A 14752-nucleotide genomic window follows, 5' to 3' on the forward strand; every position below is an offset into this window, starting at 1 on the left:
CGACCGCGCTCCAGTTTGCTGCCCAGGTATACCGAGGACCTCTGCGTCGCCTGGGCAGACCAACGCGTCGACGTGACGTCTACCGTGACCGTCACAGTACGATCCGCGGGCGCTGCAGGCCACGGTGGCGGGACGTCCTTGGTACGCCGTGCCGGTCGGTCTCTCGGACCTGTCCACCCCAGCCGGCCGATTCGCCATCGGTGGCGGCCTGGTGGTGTTCGGGACCGGCCCGGCCTGGGCGAAGCTGCTGCCGGGCCAGCAGCTGAAGGTCTCCGGCCGGCTGTCGCCGCCGACCGGCGGTGACGTGACCGCCGCCGCCCTGACCGTCACTGGCGATCCGCGGCTGCTCGGCGAGCCGCCGCTGATCCAGCGGACCGCCGGCGGATTGCGGGCTGGCCTCAGACAAGCCTGCGCGCCGCTCCCACAACCACAGGGTGGTTTGCTGCCCGGCCTGGTCCTGGGAGATGTCAGTACGCTCGACCCGCAAGTCGCCGAGACATCCGGCTCACCGGCATGACCCACCTGACGGCGGTGTCCGGGTCGAACTGCGCGATCGTGTCCGGCGCCGTGCTGCTGTTGTGCTTGCGACTGCGGGCCCGGCCGGCGGTCGCGGCGATCTGCGCCGCGGCCGCGCTGGCCGGCTTCGTGGTGCTGGCGAGGCCGTCGCCCAGCGTGCTGCGAGCGGCGGTGATGGGCGGTTTGGCGCTGATCGCGCTCGCCTCCGGACGGCCGCGCGCGGCCTTGCCGGCCCTGTGCGCCACGGTCGGGCTGCTGATCCTGCTCGACGCCAGCCAGGCGATCTCCGCGGGGTTCACCTTGTCCGTACTGGCCACCGCGGGCCTTCTCCTGGTCGCACCGGGCTGGCGGGAGGCGCTGCGTCGTTGCCGAGTGCCGGCCGGGCTCGCCGAGGCTCTTGCCGTGCCGGCCGCCGCGCAGCTGGCCTGCGCACCGGTGATCGCCGGCATGTCCGGGACAGTCGGCCTGGTGGCCGTCCCAGCCAACCTGCTGCTGGCCGTGCCGGCGGTCGCGCCGGCCACTGTGCTTGGTGTGCTCGCCGCGCTGGTGTCACCGTTCTGGCCCGCCGCCGCGGCCGCGCTGGCCTGGTGCGGATCGTGGCCGGCCTGGTGGCTGGTCACAGTGGCGCGAGTCGGTGCCCAGGTGCCTGGCGGTGTCCTGCCGTGGCCGGCGGGTCTCGGTGGTGGCTTGCTGCTCGCGGTCGTGCTGCTTGCGCTGCTGGCGGCTGGCCGAAGCCGATGGGTGCGGCGACTCCTCGCGGTGGTCGTGGTGGCGATCGTCGTCGTGGTGCTGCCCATCCAAGTGGTGGCCCCTGGCTGGCCGCCGCCAGGTTGGCAACTGGTCGGCTGCGCGGTTGGTCAGGGCGACGCGCTGGTCCTGCGGGTGGCACCGCTGACGGCGATCGTGATCGATACCGGCCCGGAGCCGTCCGCGGTGGATGGCTGCCTGCGCCGGCTGGACATCCAGGTGATTCCGTTGTTGCTGCTCAGCCACCTGCACGCCGACCACGTGGGAGGCATCGAGGGAGCGGTAAGCGGCCGGTCCGTCGGCGCTGTCCTGGTCGGGACGTACAAGCTGCCAGACACCGGGGAGCAGACTCTGATGGCGGCCGTGCGGCGGCACCACCTGGATGTGGTGACGGTTCAGCCGGGCGACAGCTACCGGGTCGGTCCGGTCCAGCTGACCGTGATCGGGCCGGCCGCGACCTTTCGCGGCACCCGGTCGGATCCGAACAACAACTCGTTGATCGTGATGGCGAACCTGGCCGGCACGACGGTTCTTTTGCCAGGAGACGCCGAACGAGAGGAGGAAGACTCGGTCCTGTCAGCGCGAGTGCCGCTGCATGTGGATGTTCTGAAGGTGCCGCACCACGGCTCGATGTACAGCGACCCCGCGTTCCTGGACGCGGCAGCGCCGACGGTCGCGGTCGTCGAGGTGGGACTGGGGGCAATGACTACGGACATCCGAGTCCCGGCGTGATCCTGCACCTCACCCGGATGGGCGTCCGGGTTCTGCGCACCGACCTGGACGGTGACGTCGCCGTCTTCCGTCAAGACGGTCACTTGACCACCGTCACCCGTGGCGTCGACCAGATCGCACAACCTCCATAGCCCCTTGCGAACTCGACGTTTTCGCTCGCGACACGCCGTGGCTGGCAGCGAAAACGTCGAGTTCGGGCAGGATGAAGGGATGGTGGAGAAGCGGGCGTCCTATCTGTCGATCCGATCCGATCGATCGCTGCGGTGCTGTCGATCGGCTCGACCCGGTCGCTGCTGTCGATCGGGTCAAGCGGATCGGTGTTGTCGATTGGGTCGAGCGGTTCGGTGCTGTCGGTCGGCTCGCTGGGGTCCGCGGCCTCGGTGCTGTCGATCGGTTCGTTCGGGTGCGTCGGCGGCGCCCTGTCCGCGCTGTCCATCGCGTCGATCCTGTCCTGGCGCTCCTGCCGGGCGATCGCCTCCGCGGGTAAGGGCTCTTAAAAAGAGAGGTGTCTGTCCGCGCTCGCATGGCACCGCTGTGCGAGCCGCTGGCAGCGTCGTCGATGACCCTGCGTGACCGCGAAAGGATCTCTGATGGCCGTCCGCTTCCAGTTGGTGATCGACTGCGCCGATCCGGACCGCCTCGCCTGCTTCTGGGTCGCCGCGCTGGGCTATCAGCTCGCGCCCCCGCCGGCGGATTTCGCCACCTGGAACGACTACTACCGTGACATTGGGGTGCCCGAAGAGGACCTGGTTGACGGTGCGGACTGGATCAGCGAGCCCGAGGGCAACGGCCCGAGCATCTGGTTCCAGCAAGTCCGCGATCCCAAACTGGTCAAGAACCGCCTGCACCTCGATATCAATGCCAGCGGCATGCGGACCGACCCTATTCAGATCCGCCGGCAGCGCGTCGACGCCGAGGCCACCCGGCTGGCCGCCCTCGGCGCCACCATCACTGGCGCCCTGGTTGAGGAGGGGCTCGACCACTACGCCGTCGGGATGATGGACCCGGAGGGGCAACGAGTTCGACATCAACTGACGGCGGTCATTGGCTGAGGGACCGCTTGGGACACGCACGGTCATCCCCGGCAGCTCAGAACTTTCTGCTGAGGGATCCTCAGACAACGTTGCTGGGCGAAGCGACACTGGGAGGATGTGGCAGCGGGCTGGGCGAAGGACCAACCTGGCGCTTCTTGGGCTGTTGGTGCTCGCGATGGTCACCGGGGTGCTGGCGTTCGCGTTTGGTACGCCCGTGCAGTCGGCTCTGGTCGCGTACGCGCATGGTGCGGCCGGTTTGGGGCTGCCGCTCCTGATCCCGTGGAAAACGGTGATCGCGCGGCGCGGCTGGCGGCGCCGGACGGCCCACGTCTGGGGTCGGCGAGTGCTGGGGATCTCGCTGACCGTGGTGGTTCTCGGCGCGGTGCTCAGTGGCGTTGGGGAAGCCTGGGGCGGCTATCGCGACTACTTCGGCGTGACGGACAACCAGGTGCACGTCGGGCTGGCGCTGGTGGGAGTACCGCTGTTGTTGGCACACCTGATCAGACACCGACCGCGTCCGCGCCGGGCGGACTTGTCCCGCCGCGTCGCGCTGCGAACCGCCAGCCTCGCGGTCGGTTCACTGGCCGCGTATGTCGCTCTTGAGGGCGTTGGGCGTGCCCTCCGGTTGCCACTGGGACCGACCACCAGCACTGGATCGACCGAGGCCGGCACTGACGTGCCGGACCAGATGCCGGTGGTGACCTGGCTGCTCGACGGGGTGCCGGCTGGTCAGAACACCTGGCACCTGGAGGTGGTGGCCGCTGGCCGGAGCAGCTTCTGGGAGGTCGCCGACCTGAGCGCGTACGGCGACTCCGTGCGGGCCACTCTCGACTGCACCGGCGGGTGGTATGCCACCCAGAACTGGTCAGGGGTGCGGCTCGACCGGCTGGTCCCGCGCGCGGGCGTACGGCAGCCTCAAGATCACGTCCGTGACCGGCTACCACCGGCTCCTGCCAGCATCGGAGGCGTCGAAGCTGTGGCTGGCGACCGACGCCGGCGGCCAGCCGCTGTCCGCCGGCCACGGCGCACCGCTGCGGCTCGTCGCTCCGGACCGCCGCGGCTTCTGGTGGGTCAAATGGGTCACTCGAGTCGAACTCGTCGACACCCCTTGGTGGCTCCAACCCCCGTTCCCCACCCAGTGATGGAGCACCTGGCTACGTAGGGTGCGGCGCGAAACTGTCGTACCCCTCCGGCAAATTTGCCCCCACCCAGTGAACGGGTGGGGGGGGGTTTGAGGACCGATGTTCAACTAAAAATCAAGGTCCACCTCTCAAGCCACCCCCCGCCCGTTCAAAGGGAGGGGGAAAGAAAAACAGACACGTACGACAATTTCGCGCCGCACAGGCCAAATCTCGGGGGGAGAAATTCGCGGGCGATACAAAACAGGCGAGAAGGATCAGTCGGTGGCGGTCAGGTACGCCTCGGTGAGCCACTCGAGGAGTTCGTTGTCAACGTCGTCGAGGCTGGTGAGTTTGATGATGTGGATCGTGCGGTCGCCGGTCCGCAGGTGCCGGGAGATGCGCGGGTGGTCGACTGTGCGCAGGAGCACGAGGTCCAGGGACAGGGCGCGGGCGCGCGGCCGGACCTCGGCGATGGTGCGGTCGGTTTTGAGGAAGACGCCGACCTTGACGGCGTCCGCGTGCAGCGGTCCCAAGGACGTGAGGTGGGACTCCAGGGCTCGGTAGATGTCGAGATAGCGGGCTGGCCAGGGTGCGAAGGTGTCCTCGACCGTGCCGCCCGGGACGCAGACGTGCGACTGGCGAGTTCGCCCGAACTCGCGGTCGCAGTGTGGACACGTCCAGCGGGGCATGGGTTCAGCATGCCGTGCCAGCTGACCGGCAGACAGCCGAAAGTACCGTTATTCTCCCCTGTCCCCAGCATCGCCGCAGTCGGCATGGGACGATGCAGCCGTGCCCCCGACCACATCTCCGGACGGAGACTTGACAGACAGCGGCGACCTGTTGACGCCGGTCCGGGCTGCTGCTCGGCGACGAGGAGCTGCTGCTTTCGCGCGCGCGGTCGCGGACGTGGTGGCGGCGGCGAAGGGCCGCGAGGCGTCCGCCGACGTGCAGCACGTCCAGGCTGGCGAGCTCGCGCCCGTCCAGCTTGACGAATTACTCGGTCCGTCGCTGTTCGGCGGCGAGCGGGTGGTGGTCGTGCACGCTGGCCAGGACGGTACGAAGGACCTGACCGCTGGGCTGCTCAGCTATGCCAAGGACCCGGTCGACGGCACTGTGCTGGTCATCGAACACTCCGGCGGCGCCAAGCAGAAGGCGCTGGTGGAGGGCCTGCGCGGCGCCGGCGCCGTGGTGGTGCCGTGCGCGAAGCTGACCAAACCCGCTGACCGCGCCTCGTTCGTACGGGCCGAGATCTCCCGGGCCGGCGGCCGGGCGTCCCGGGACGTGGCCACCCTGATCCTGGAGAGCGTCGGCAACGACATGCGCGAGCTGGCCACCGCCTGCGCGCAGCTGGTCGCCGACTCCGGCGGGACTGTTGACGCGGCCGCCGTGCAGCGCTATCACCGCGGCCGCGCCGAGGTCACCGGTTTCACGGTCGCCGACGCGGCCGTCGCCGGGAACACCGTGGAGGCGCTGCAGGCGCTGCGCTGGGCGGAGTCGCTCGGCGTGGCCCCCGGTGTTGATCGCGGACGCGCTGGCCGACGGCGTCAGAACGATCGCCCGTGTCAGCGGCCGACGCGGCAACGCATATCAGCTGGCCAGCCAGCTGGGCATGCCGCCGTGGAAGGTGGAGCGGGCGCAGCGGCAGGGCCGCGGCTGGACCGATGACGGGCTCGCCACCGCGATGCAGGTGGCCGCGGCGCTCAACGCTGACGTCAAAGGCGTGGCCTCCGACGAGCAGTACGCACTGGAGCGGGCCGTGTTGGCCATCGCGGCTGCCAAGGGAGCTCGCTGATGGCCAAGAGTGGCGGCAAGCGCAAGAAGAACGACCGGCGGACCGTGTACGGCCGGGTGCTGCGGCTGAAGACGATCGACCCCGGCCCGGTGATCTCGTTCGTGTTCTTCGAGATCGCCATCACGGTGGCGATTGTGCTGGCCCTGCTGGGCTTCGTGTCCTGGTGGGGTGTGCTGGTGCTGCCCGTCGCGGTCGCGGCGATGGTGAAAGTCAACGACATCATCGCCGGTGCGACGCAGCGCTCGGCGGTCGCCGCCGAGCGGGAGTACGAGCCGGAACCCGAACCAGCCCCCGAGCCGGAACCCCAGCCTGAGCCCGAGCCGGCCAGCGGCATGTCGGCCTCGCGGGAGCATCGCAAGGCGGTACGTGAGCGCAGCCGCGAGCAGAAGCGGGTGGCGCGCGAGGAGCAGAAGAGTGGTCGCCGGGGCCAGCTGAACAACGACACGGCGATCATCCCGACGCTGGCGCCGCCGACGGATCCGGACTTCGCCGGCCGGACCCAGACGCTGCCGGTGCTGCCGGCCAGCGCGCCGAACCAGCGCCACGCGCCGGGTTCCGGACGCCACCCAGCAACTGCCGGTCGTGCCAGACGAGCTGGACGACTTCATGACCGAGATCCGCGGCGACCGCCCGCCGCCGTGGGATCCGGCCGGCGCTCCGCCCGAGAAGCCGACTGGGTCCGGCCGCAAGCGCCACTAGCAGTTGGCCCGTACATAACGGACACATCCCAGAGCGATGTCCGTTATGTACGGGGCTACCGACCAAGCGTCGCCATCGAGTGTCGCTACGCAGACACGAAGAGGAGCCACCCGGTGGTTCGGGTGGCTCCTGTCGACTGAGCAATATCCAAGCGCGGGCCGTGCGGCCAGGGCTTAGAGCTGGCCGGCTGCCTTCGCCATCGCGGACTTCTTGTTCGCGGCCTGGTTCTGGTGGATGACGCCCTTGCTGGCGGCCTTGTCCAGAGCGCGAGAGGCGACCCGCAGCTGGGTGGCAGCGGTTTCCTTGTTGCCGGAGGCGGCGGCCTCACGGAAGCGGCGGATCGCGGTCTTCAGCGACGACTTCACCGCCTTGTTGCGCTGGTGCGCCTTCTCGTTGGTCTTGATCCGCTTGATCTGGGACTTGATGTTCGCCACGCGTAAGCCTCGGTTTGTCAGTCGGGGTTCTCGGTCGGTGCGATTCAACGCACGCGATTAGCCAGAATAGACCACGCGCGAGGCGCGCTCCAATCCGCCTCCTAACGGTACCTGGTGGGCATGGGAGGATGGACGGGTACGCCCGAGCCGGCTAGTCGCTGAGGCATGGCCGCAGAGAATGACTCCAAGGACGCCCGTTGACCCATGTGCCCGGATCGACAGATCCCGAGCTGATCCGCAACTTCTGCATCATCGCTCACATCGACCACGGCAAGTCCACCCTCGCCGACCGCATGCTCCAGAAGACCGGCGTGGTGTCCGACCGTGCCATGCGCGCGCAGTACCTCGACCGGATGGACATCGAGCGTGAGCGTGGCATCACGATCAAGAGCCAGGCCGTGCGGATGCCCTGGGTGGCTCAGCCCAGTGGCACCGAGTATGTGCTGAACATGATCGACACGCCCGGACACGTCGACTTCACGTACGAGGTGTCCCGCAGCCTGGCCGCCTGCGAAGGCGCGGTGCTGCTGGTGGACGCGGCGCAGGGCATCGAGGCGCAGACGCTGGCGAACCTGTATCTGGCGCTGGAAGCGGACCTGCACGTCATCCCGGTGCTGAACAAGATCGACCTGCCGGCGGCGCAGCCGGAGCGGTACGCCGAGGAACTCGCGCACCTGATCGGCTGCGACCCGAGCGACTGCCTGCGGGTCTCGGGCAAGACCGGCGACGGCGTCGAGGCGCTGCTGCACGAGATCGTCAAGCAGGTGCCGGCTCCCGTCGGCAACTCGGCCGGGCCGGCGCGGGCGATGATTTTCGACTCCGTCTATGACATTTATCGCGGTGTCGTCACGTACGTACGAGTCGTCGACGGCAAGCTGTCAGCGCGCGAACGCATCAAGATGATGTCCAACGGAGTCACCCACGAGCTGCTGGAGCTGGGCGTCATCTCGCCGGAGCCGGTCGCCACCGGCGCGATCGCGGCCGGCGAGGTCGGCTATCTGATCACCGGCGTGAAGGACGTGCGGCAGTCCCGGGTCGGTGACACCATCACCACCCAGATCAAGTCGGCGACCGAAGCGCTCGGTGGCTATTCCGACCCCAAGCCGATGGTTTTCTCCGGTCTCTATCCGATCGACGGCTCGGACTACCCGGATCTGCGGGAGGCGCTGGAGAAACTCCAGCTCAACGACGCCGCTTTGGTGTATGAGCCGGAAACCTCGGTCGCGCTTGGCTTCGGGTTCCGATGTGGGTTCCTCGGGCTGCTGCACCTGGAGATCATCCGGGAACGGTTGGAACGCGAATTCGACCTGGAGCTGATCGCGACCGCGCCGAACGTGGTCTACCGGGTCGAGATGGAGGACGGTGCCGAGCACATCGTCACCAACCCGAGCGAGTTCCCCGCCGGCAAAAATCGGCGGTGTGTACGAGAGCCCATCGTAAGAGCCACGGTCCTCGCGCCCAGCGACTACATCGGCGCGATCATGGAGCTTTGCCAGTCCCGCCGGGGAATTCTCGGCGGGATGGACTACCTGTCCGCCGACCGGGTGGAACTGCGCTACACGATGCCGCTTGCGGAAATCATCTTCGATTTCTTCGATCAGCTGAAGTCGCGTACCAAGGGCTACGCGAGCCTGGACTACGAGCCCATCGGCGAGCAGGAAGCCGCGCTGGTCAAGGTGGATATCCTGTTGCAGGGCGAAACCGTGGACGCTTTCAGCGCGATTGTTCACAAAGACAAGGCGTATGCGTACGGCGTCTCGATGACCCAGCGGCTCCGCGAACTCATTCCGCGGCAGCAGTTCGAGGTGCCGATCCAGGCCGCCGTGGGTTCTCGGGTGATCGCCCGGGAAAACATCCGCGCTATTCGCAAGGATGTCCTCAGCAAGTGCTATGGCGGTGACATCACCCGTAAGCGCAAACTGCTGGAGAGAAGCAGAAAGAGGGCAAGAAGCGGATGAAGATGGTTGGCCGGGTCGAGGTGCCGCAGGAGGCCTTCATCGCCGCGCTGTCCACTTCGGACGCTCCGAAGAAATAGGCCCGGTGGGTACGAGCGATCGACCAGCGGTTGACGCTCGTTGGTACTTGAGTTAGAGCTTGGTCGACAGTGAGTGCTGCGGGGTGGCGCATCAAGGGCTCCCACCGTTGACCAAGCCCTTTCGGACCGGTCAGATTTGTCCAAGCCGGGGTCCGCGCGGCTGGGTACCTTGACCACATGGATGAACAGCTTCGTGCGCTGTGATGGTCGACGTGCTCATCATCGGAGCGGGCACCGCGGGGTGCGTGTTGGCCGCCCGGTTGTCAGCTGAACCGACCCGCAGCGTGCTGCTGGTCGAGGCGGGCCAGGACTTCGCCGACCGCGCCGCCATGCCGCCGGCGTTGACCACCGGCGATGGCGTCGGATTCGACTCGGGGGGGTTGTCCGCCACCGTCACGGCTGGGGCGGGACCGGACCGGACCGCTGGCGCGGGGCAGAGTCGTCGGCGGCTGCGCACAGGTCAACGGCCGGGGCGCGGTCCGGGCCATGCCCCGCGACTACGACGCGTGGGCTGCCCGCGGGATGCCACGCTGGTCATGGGAGCAGAGCAGATGCTGCCGGCGTACCGGCGCTGTGAAGCCGACCGTGACTTCCCCGACGCACCCCATCACGGCCCCGAGGGACCGGTGCCGATCGTACGGCCGGACCGAGATCGGCTAACGGCGCCGATGGCGGCTTTTCTGGAGTCGATGCTGGACCACGGGCACGACTACCAACCTGACATGAACGCTCCGACCGCGGTCGGCATCGGTCCCTATCCGCACAACCAGTACGCCGACGGCACTCGTGCCTCCACCGCGCTGACCTACCTTGCCCCAGCCCGAGGGCGAGAGAATCTCGTCGTCCGAGGTGACACCCAGGTCGACCGGATTGTTGTCCACCATGGACGCGCGATCGGGGTGGAAATCGGTGGTGAGTCGTCGGCGCGCCGGTGAGGTGATCCTCGCCGCGGGTGCACCGTTGAGCCCCGTGCTCCTCCTGCGCTCTGGGATCGGGCCCATCGAGGACCTGCGCGCCATCGGCATCACCTCCCAGCAGGACCTCCCGGGTGTTGGCCGCAACCTCTACGACCAGCCCGGTGCGGTGATTCCGGCGATCCCGCAGCCCGGATCCGTTCCGTCGGGCGCCCCGATGACCGAAGTGATCGGACGCCTCGACAGCTTCCCTGGGCACGTACCTGACCAGGCGTTTTACCTCACCTTGTTCACCGGACCAGCACCGGGTGGAACGGACCCGATGATCGCGTTGATGGTGGGCGACTTCGCGCCAGTCTCCCGCGGCACCATCAGTCTCGCCGGCCCTGCCACCGGTCAGCGGCCTATCATCGACCTCGGCTTCTACACCGCCGCTGGCGATCTCACCCGGATGCGCGACGCCTACCGGTACGCCTGGACAGTCGCCACAATCCCCCTCGCTGGCTCGCCACATCGCCGGGTTCCCGATGCTCAATGACCAGGTCATCGGCGACGATCAACAGCTCGACGCGGTGCTGCGCGCCATGACCTTCAGCCGGCTCGCCTTGGCCGGCGGCGCCGCGATGGGCCCCGGTGATGACCCCGACGCCGTGGTGGACGAACAGTGCCGTGTCCACGGCGTCGAGGCGCTACGCGTCATCGACCTGTCCATCGTTCCGGTGCCCCTGCGCAGTCCCACCGCGCTCGACGCCATCGCCATCGCCGAACACGCCGCCTCGATGATCTGACTCGCTGGATAAGGGCGGTGGGTTTTTGGGTGCGGAATTGTTGGCTGTCTGTGGCGCGGGGGCCGCGGTGGTTAGGGGCGGTGGACATTAGGGGGCGGAATCCTCGGCTACCAGTGACGTGGAAAGCCCTGCCCGCCACCAAAAAGCGGTGGCGGGCAGGGCTTTCCACGTCACTACTGCCGCTGATCCCGTAACTCTGTGTCTCTGGCTGGCGCCTTCGGCGCGGGCGCGGTCGACTACGGCTACGAGAGTCGCCTTTTGTGTAGACCCCGCAAAAAGCGCGGGGTCTACACAAAAGGCGACGCCCCTGCCGCAGGGGCGACTATCGGCCTGGCGGCCGATGGCGCCGGGCGCGGGGTTGGGTTTTACCGAAGGTGGCTGACTTTGGGGGGAGTTGAGGTGCCGCGCGGGGCTGGGTTTGCGGAGGTGCGGGGCGCGGGGTTGGGTTTAGCGAAGGTGGCTGACTTTGGGGGCGGGAGTTGCGGTGCTGCGCGGGGTTGGGTTTGTGGAGGTGCGGGGCGCGGGGTTGGGTTTTATTGAAGTTGGGCGACTTTGGGGGCGGGAGTTGCGGCGGGGGGGGCCGCGCGGGGGTGGGGGGCTAGGTGAAGGTGACCACGATGTGGCCGGTGGGGTCGGCGGTGGGCAGGGCTTTCCAGGTGCCGTCGGTGGCGGTCCATTTCACGTCTCGGTAGGCCACGGTGGCGACGCGGTATTCCTGGGGGCGTGGGCGACGAGCCAGAACTCGATCCGGCGGTAGGTCTGCAGGTCGGCGCCGGCGGGTTTGGCGGAGACGCGCAAGGAGGGGACACCGGCGGCGTTTCCGGGACCCAGCGCGAAAGACGCCGCGCTGCCCAGGTCGGCTCTGAGGTCGCGGCGGAGGTCCTCGCCGAGCGCGGAGGTGGAGTGGGAGTTGCGGGTGAGGCAGGTGACCGCGCCGGCGGTCTGCCCGGAGTACGCGGTGGCGAGCGTGGTGGCTTCGGGTTCCCAGCCGGCGTAAGCGCTGCCGTCGGCGGAGCGCTGGACCGCCTGGGCGGCCTGCGCGACCGGCTTGCTCTGCCAGTTGTCGACGGTTTCCAGCCGCCGGTAGAACGCGTTCGCCGCGTACCGCGGATCGCGCGAGCTGCGCGGGCGTGCCCCAGCCCTGCGACGGCCGTTGCTGGAACAGGCCCACCGAGTCACGGTCGCCGCCGGGAGTGTTCTCCAGCTTGGACTCCTGCAGTGCGGTGGCCAGCGCGACCGTGACCCCGCGTACGCCGTCGCCGCGCAGGAACCCGATCGCGGCGATCGTGGACGAGTGCTGGCCCTGCTCCAGGGTCAGTTCGGCGGTGTCCGACCCGATCTTGATGTTGCATTCCTCGGGTTTGAGGGGGGCCGGCAGCGCCGGGATCGCGACCTGCCCGCCGCGGACCACGGCGGCGATCACCAGCGCGATCACCACCAAGACCGCCACGCAGGCGGTGACGACCCCGGCAATCAGCAGGCGGCGCACGGATCTCCTTTGATCTGGCGGTACAGGAGCGGTTCGGCCCCGAGCGTACGTGTCAGCCTAAGGCGTCCGACTCAGCCATCTGAGGTCGCGTCATAAGCCTTCTGGCGTACCGCGATGCATGCTCGGCGGCCATCTGACTGACATGCGCCGACAGGTCCGTGCCTGTTTGACTAACAAACGTACTAGTAGGTACAGTAGCGACGTGGAAATAGAGAGAAACAGCAGCCCAACAATTGACGGCCCAAGCGAGTGGTTCACCGGCGTCGTACGGATGACGCCCATCGCCGCGCCGGATCCGCTCTCGCTGCTGCGCATTTTTGACGTACGGTTCGACGCCGGCGCGCGTACCGCGTGGCACAAGCATCCTCACGGGCAGATTCTCTACGTCACGGACGGGTTCGGGAGAGTGGGCCGCAGGGGTGGCCCGGTCGAGGAGATCCGTCCCGGCGACACGGTTCGGATCGCGCCCGACGAGTGGCACTGGCACGGCGCCGGCCCTCAGTCGTCTATGCGGCACCTGGCTGTTCAGGAGGCTGCGGCGGACGGCAGTACGGCCGAGTTCGACACACACGTCACGGAAAGTGGGTACGAGGGATGATCCGGACCACTGTGCTTGAGGCCCAGTTGGACCCGGCGAAGCGCACCGCGAGTGTCGAGATTCGCCGGATCCAGATGCCGTCGGACTGCGTGGCGGGGGAGCACATACACAACTGCCCGGTGGGGGCAGCATTGTCGAAGGCTCGGTGACTTTTCAGGTCAAGGGTGAGCCGGAGGTCGTGCTGCGGCCAGGTGACGTGTTCTTTGAGCCCGAAGGTGTGTCCATCAGCCGGTTTGACGCGGGAAGCGACGGGGCCACGTTCCTCGGATATTTCCTTCTCGGTATCGGGGAGAAGCCCGAGCTGAGTTACCTTGACTGAGCTGGGTTAGGTCGTCTGGTTGCAATAGCCGTCGCATTGGTACTGGTAGGCAAATCCGCAGCCCTGGAAGCATGTGCATTTGATGTCTTTGCAGTGAGCGCAGTCCAGTAGGCGGCAGTAGCGGGCGGGATGCGTACACCAGTCGTCCTCGACGCTGCATTCGCACAGGGTGTCGCATTCGGGCGGCTCGGCGACGTTTTCGGTGCCAGGTAGCTGGACGGCGGATTGTTGGCCGCCGGTGCCGGGCCGAGCGGTCGACGCGCCTGGCCCGAGCGAGGCGAAAATGGCGAACGCGAGACGGTCACCGAACAGAGATCTCGCCGAGCCTTCCAGGCTTTTCAGCTTCTGCAGGACCTCCGGCCGGGACATCGCGTCGTCTTCGAAGATCGAAGCGTCGGTGAAGGTGGCCAGAGCCTGGTCGAGAAGAGCCTTCTGAGCCACCGAAAGTTCGGTGTGGTGGGCCGTACGGTAGCGGGTCAGCTGTTCGGTCCACAGACCCGCGCGGTCCGCCGCGCCGAGCGCGCGGTAGATGGCTTTGCGATAGATCTGTGAATGGGCAACGATCTCGTCGTAGGTCCGAGGCAGATCTCCGGCATTGGTGGCCACCCACCTGCTCGCCTCACCGAACGAAACACGCTGGGCGAACGCGGGCGTACGACCGAGCAGGATGACCGTGGACGCGATGCCGATTCCCGCCCCGAGGCGAAGAAGACTGCCGCGGCTCAATGCCGGCCCGGCGGCCGTATGCTGACACGGCGCGGCGCCATTCTGTTTTAGCTGGCCGAGTGCGCTCAGTACGCGAACGGTCGAACGTGGACCGAGCCGGCGGGCCAGCGGTGCGCTCATCCGCGCGCCAGTCCACGCGCGTACTTTCTGGCCGACACTGATCAGCGTTGGTGCCCAGGCAGCGTCGGCGCCGAACACGGCCTTCCGCCATTCCACCACGTCGGTTCGGCCCAGTGGCAACACTTCCAGACGTCCGCCACAGGCCGCTTCGACCGTTTGGGAAATCTCCCGACATGTCCCGCAGGAAGCATCAAAAGCAAGGATCCAGCGGTTCTCGGCCGTGTTCATGGCATCTCCTTGGGATTGATGGCAAAAGGCTAGACAGGCGCTGGATGCGTGTCCAGTTACCTTTGTCAGCAATGCCAAGGATGAACCTGGCCACTACCGGAATTCCACGAAGACTCTCGCCGAGCCGTTAGCCGCCGAGTTCTGGTTCTGCGCGGGGCGAGGTTCGCCGGGCCGAATGCGCCAGCACCCGCGCCGTCCCGCTGTTCGGGCCCACCTCCGCGAGCCCGGCCGACAACCGCAGCGTGATCATCGAGTTCCTCGTCGACGACGTGGACGTTGTGTACGAGAACCTGACCGGCTTCGTCGAGGACTTCGTCAACGAACCCACCACCATGCCCTGGGGCAACCGCGCTCTGCTGTTCCGCGACCCCGACGGCAACCTCGTCAACTTCTTCACTCCGGTCACCCCAGCCGCCATCGAGAAATTCCACCGGCCTCGCGGTGTCCCAGTGAAGGCCAA

General features: G+C 67.7%; 15 protein-coding genes and 4 pseudogenes. 15 read left to right on the forward strand and 4 right to left on the reverse strand.

The genetic code is table 11. From position 1 onward, the window contains the following. Positions 1-124 precede the first annotated feature (124 nt). The 6 genes from GNX96_RS51385 (at position 125) to GNX96_RS67175 (ending at position 4191) form a co-directional block, all read left to right on the forward strand. On the forward strand, positions 125-517 hold the full coding sequence (locus GNX96_RS51385; protein ID WP_279580212.1) for a hypothetical protein: 393 nt from the start codon (positions 125-127) through the stop codon (positions 515-517). Next, complete coding sequence (locus GNX96_RS13065) at positions 514-1995, forward strand: ComEC/Rec2 family competence protein (protein ID WP_279580213.1); 1482 nt, start codon at positions 514-516, stop codon at positions 1993-1995. Before GNX96_RS51385 ends, GNX96_RS13065 begins: the two co-directional genes overlap by 4 nt. After that, positions 1992-2126 carry a hypothetical protein gene (locus GNX96_RS51390; RefSeq protein WP_279580214.1) on the forward strand — a complete coding sequence of 45 codons (135 nt, stop codon included), beginning with the start codon at positions 1992-1994 and terminating at the stop codon, positions 2124-2126. The genes GNX96_RS13065 and GNX96_RS51390 overlap by 4 nt, the downstream gene beginning before the upstream one ends. A 132-nt stretch (positions 2127-2258) precedes the next feature. Further along, the gene (locus tag GNX96_RS13070) at positions 2259-2492 is read left to right on the forward strand and encodes a hypothetical protein (RefSeq protein ID WP_313885655.1); all 234 of its coding nucleotides are present in this window, start codon (positions 2259-2261) and stop codon (positions 2490-2492) included. 93 nt (positions 2493-2585) lie between these two features. Further along, positions 2586-3047, forward strand: a complete 462-nt coding sequence (locus GNX96_RS13075) for a VOC family protein (RefSeq protein ID WP_163568300.1) — start codon at positions 2586-2588, stop codon at positions 3045-3047. Positions 3048-3144: 97 nt separating this feature from the next. After that, positions 3145-4191 (forward strand): hypothetical protein, encoded by a 1047-nt coding sequence (locus tag GNX96_RS67175; protein WP_279580215.1) that lies wholly within the window; start codon positions 3145-3147, stop codon positions 4189-4191. Between the two features lie 234 nt (positions 4192-4425). Here the strand turns inward: GNX96_RS67175 and GNX96_RS13090 are convergent, their stop codons facing one another. Further along, on the reverse strand, positions 4426-4839 hold the full coding sequence (locus tag GNX96_RS13090; RefSeq protein WP_163568303.1) for a DUF5655 domain-containing protein: 414 nt from the start codon (positions 4837-4839) through the stop codon (positions 4426-4428). Between the two features lie 167 nt (positions 4840-5006). Here GNX96_RS13090 and holA point away from each other — a divergent pair. Together holA and GNX96_RS13100 are read left to right on the forward strand one after the other, a co-directional pair. Further along, a pseudogene (gene holA / locus GNX96_RS13095) lies at positions 5007-5942 on the forward strand (DNA polymerase III subunit delta). Continuing rightward, the gene (locus GNX96_RS13100; protein ID WP_163568299.1) at positions 5942-6781 is read left to right on the forward strand and encodes a hypothetical protein; all 840 of its coding nucleotides are present in this window, start codon (positions 5942-5944) and stop codon (positions 6779-6781) included. The pseudogene holA and the gene GNX96_RS13100 overlap by 1 nt, the downstream one beginning before the upstream one ends. A gap of 33 nt (positions 6782-6814) precedes the next feature. Here the strand turns inward: GNX96_RS13100 and rpsT are convergent, their stop codons facing one another. Then, a complete protein-coding gene (gene rpsT, locus GNX96_RS13105) occupies positions 6815-7075 on the reverse strand; it encodes a 30S ribosomal protein S20 (RefSeq protein WP_163568304.1) in 261 nt (86 codons plus the stop codon). Between the two features lie 197 nt (positions 7076-7272). On the opposite strand from rpsT, the pseudogene lepA reads away from it, so the two are divergent. The 3 genes and pseudogenes from lepA (at position 7273) to GNX96_RS13125 (ending at position 10812) form a co-directional block, all read left to right on the forward strand. After that, positions 7273-9110: pseudogene (gene lepA, locus GNX96_RS13110) on the forward strand (translation elongation factor 4). A 203-nt stretch (positions 9111-9313) separates the two neighbouring features. Then, positions 9314-10562: pseudogene (locus GNX96_RS51400) on the forward strand (GMC family oxidoreductase N-terminal domain-containing protein). Then, a complete protein-coding gene (locus GNX96_RS13125; protein ID WP_163568307.1) occupies positions 10552-10812 on the forward strand; it encodes a GMC oxidoreductase in 261 nt (86 codons plus the stop codon). Before GNX96_RS51400 ends, GNX96_RS13125 begins: the two are co-directional and overlap by 11 nt. 678 nt (positions 10813-11490) lie before the next feature. On the opposite strand, the gene GNX96_RS13130 is transcribed toward GNX96_RS13125, so the two are convergent. Beyond that, a complete protein-coding gene (locus tag GNX96_RS13130; protein ID WP_163568308.1) occupies positions 11491-11991 on the reverse strand; it encodes a hypothetical protein in 501 nt (166 codons plus the stop codon). 26 nt (positions 11992-12017) lie between these two features. Here GNX96_RS13130 and GNX96_RS13135 point away from each other — a divergent pair, with 26 nt between their 5' ends. The 3 genes from GNX96_RS13135 to GNX96_RS13145 all read left to right on the forward strand — a co-directional run bounded on the left by GNX96_RS13135 (position 12018) and on the right by GNX96_RS13145 (position 13218). After that, entirely contained in the window at positions 12018-12314 is a 297-nt protein-coding gene (locus GNX96_RS13135; protein ID WP_279580216.1) for a hypothetical protein, read from the forward strand. Between the two features lie 258 nt (positions 12315-12572). After that, positions 12573-12899, forward strand: a complete 327-nt coding sequence (locus GNX96_RS13140; protein WP_279580217.1) for a cupin domain-containing protein — start codon at positions 12573-12575, stop codon at positions 12897-12899. 145 nt (positions 12900-13044) lie between these two features. Then, complete coding sequence (locus tag GNX96_RS13145) at positions 13045-13218, forward strand: cupin domain-containing protein (protein WP_163568310.1); 174 nt, start codon at positions 13045-13047, stop codon at positions 13216-13218. 6 nt (positions 13219-13224) lie between these two features. Here the strand turns inward: GNX96_RS13145 and GNX96_RS13150 are convergent, their stop codons facing one another. After that, complete coding sequence (locus GNX96_RS13150) at positions 13225-14292, reverse strand: bacteriocin fulvocin C-related protein (protein WP_163568311.1); 1068 nt, start codon at positions 14290-14292, stop codon at positions 13225-13227. A gap of 182 nt (positions 14293-14474) precedes the next feature. On the opposite strand from GNX96_RS13150, the pseudogene GNX96_RS13155 reads away from it, so the two are divergent. Continuing rightward, a pseudogene (locus tag GNX96_RS13155) lies at positions 14475-14720 on the forward strand (VOC family protein); the annotation flags it as partial. Positions 14721-14752: the final 32 nt, after the last annotated feature.

Source organism: Fodinicola feengrottensis, assembly GCF_010993775.1.
In the GTDB taxonomy this organism is placed as follows: Bacteria; Actinomycetota; Actinomycetes; order Mycobacteriales; family HKI-0501; genus Fodinicola; species Fodinicola feengrottensis.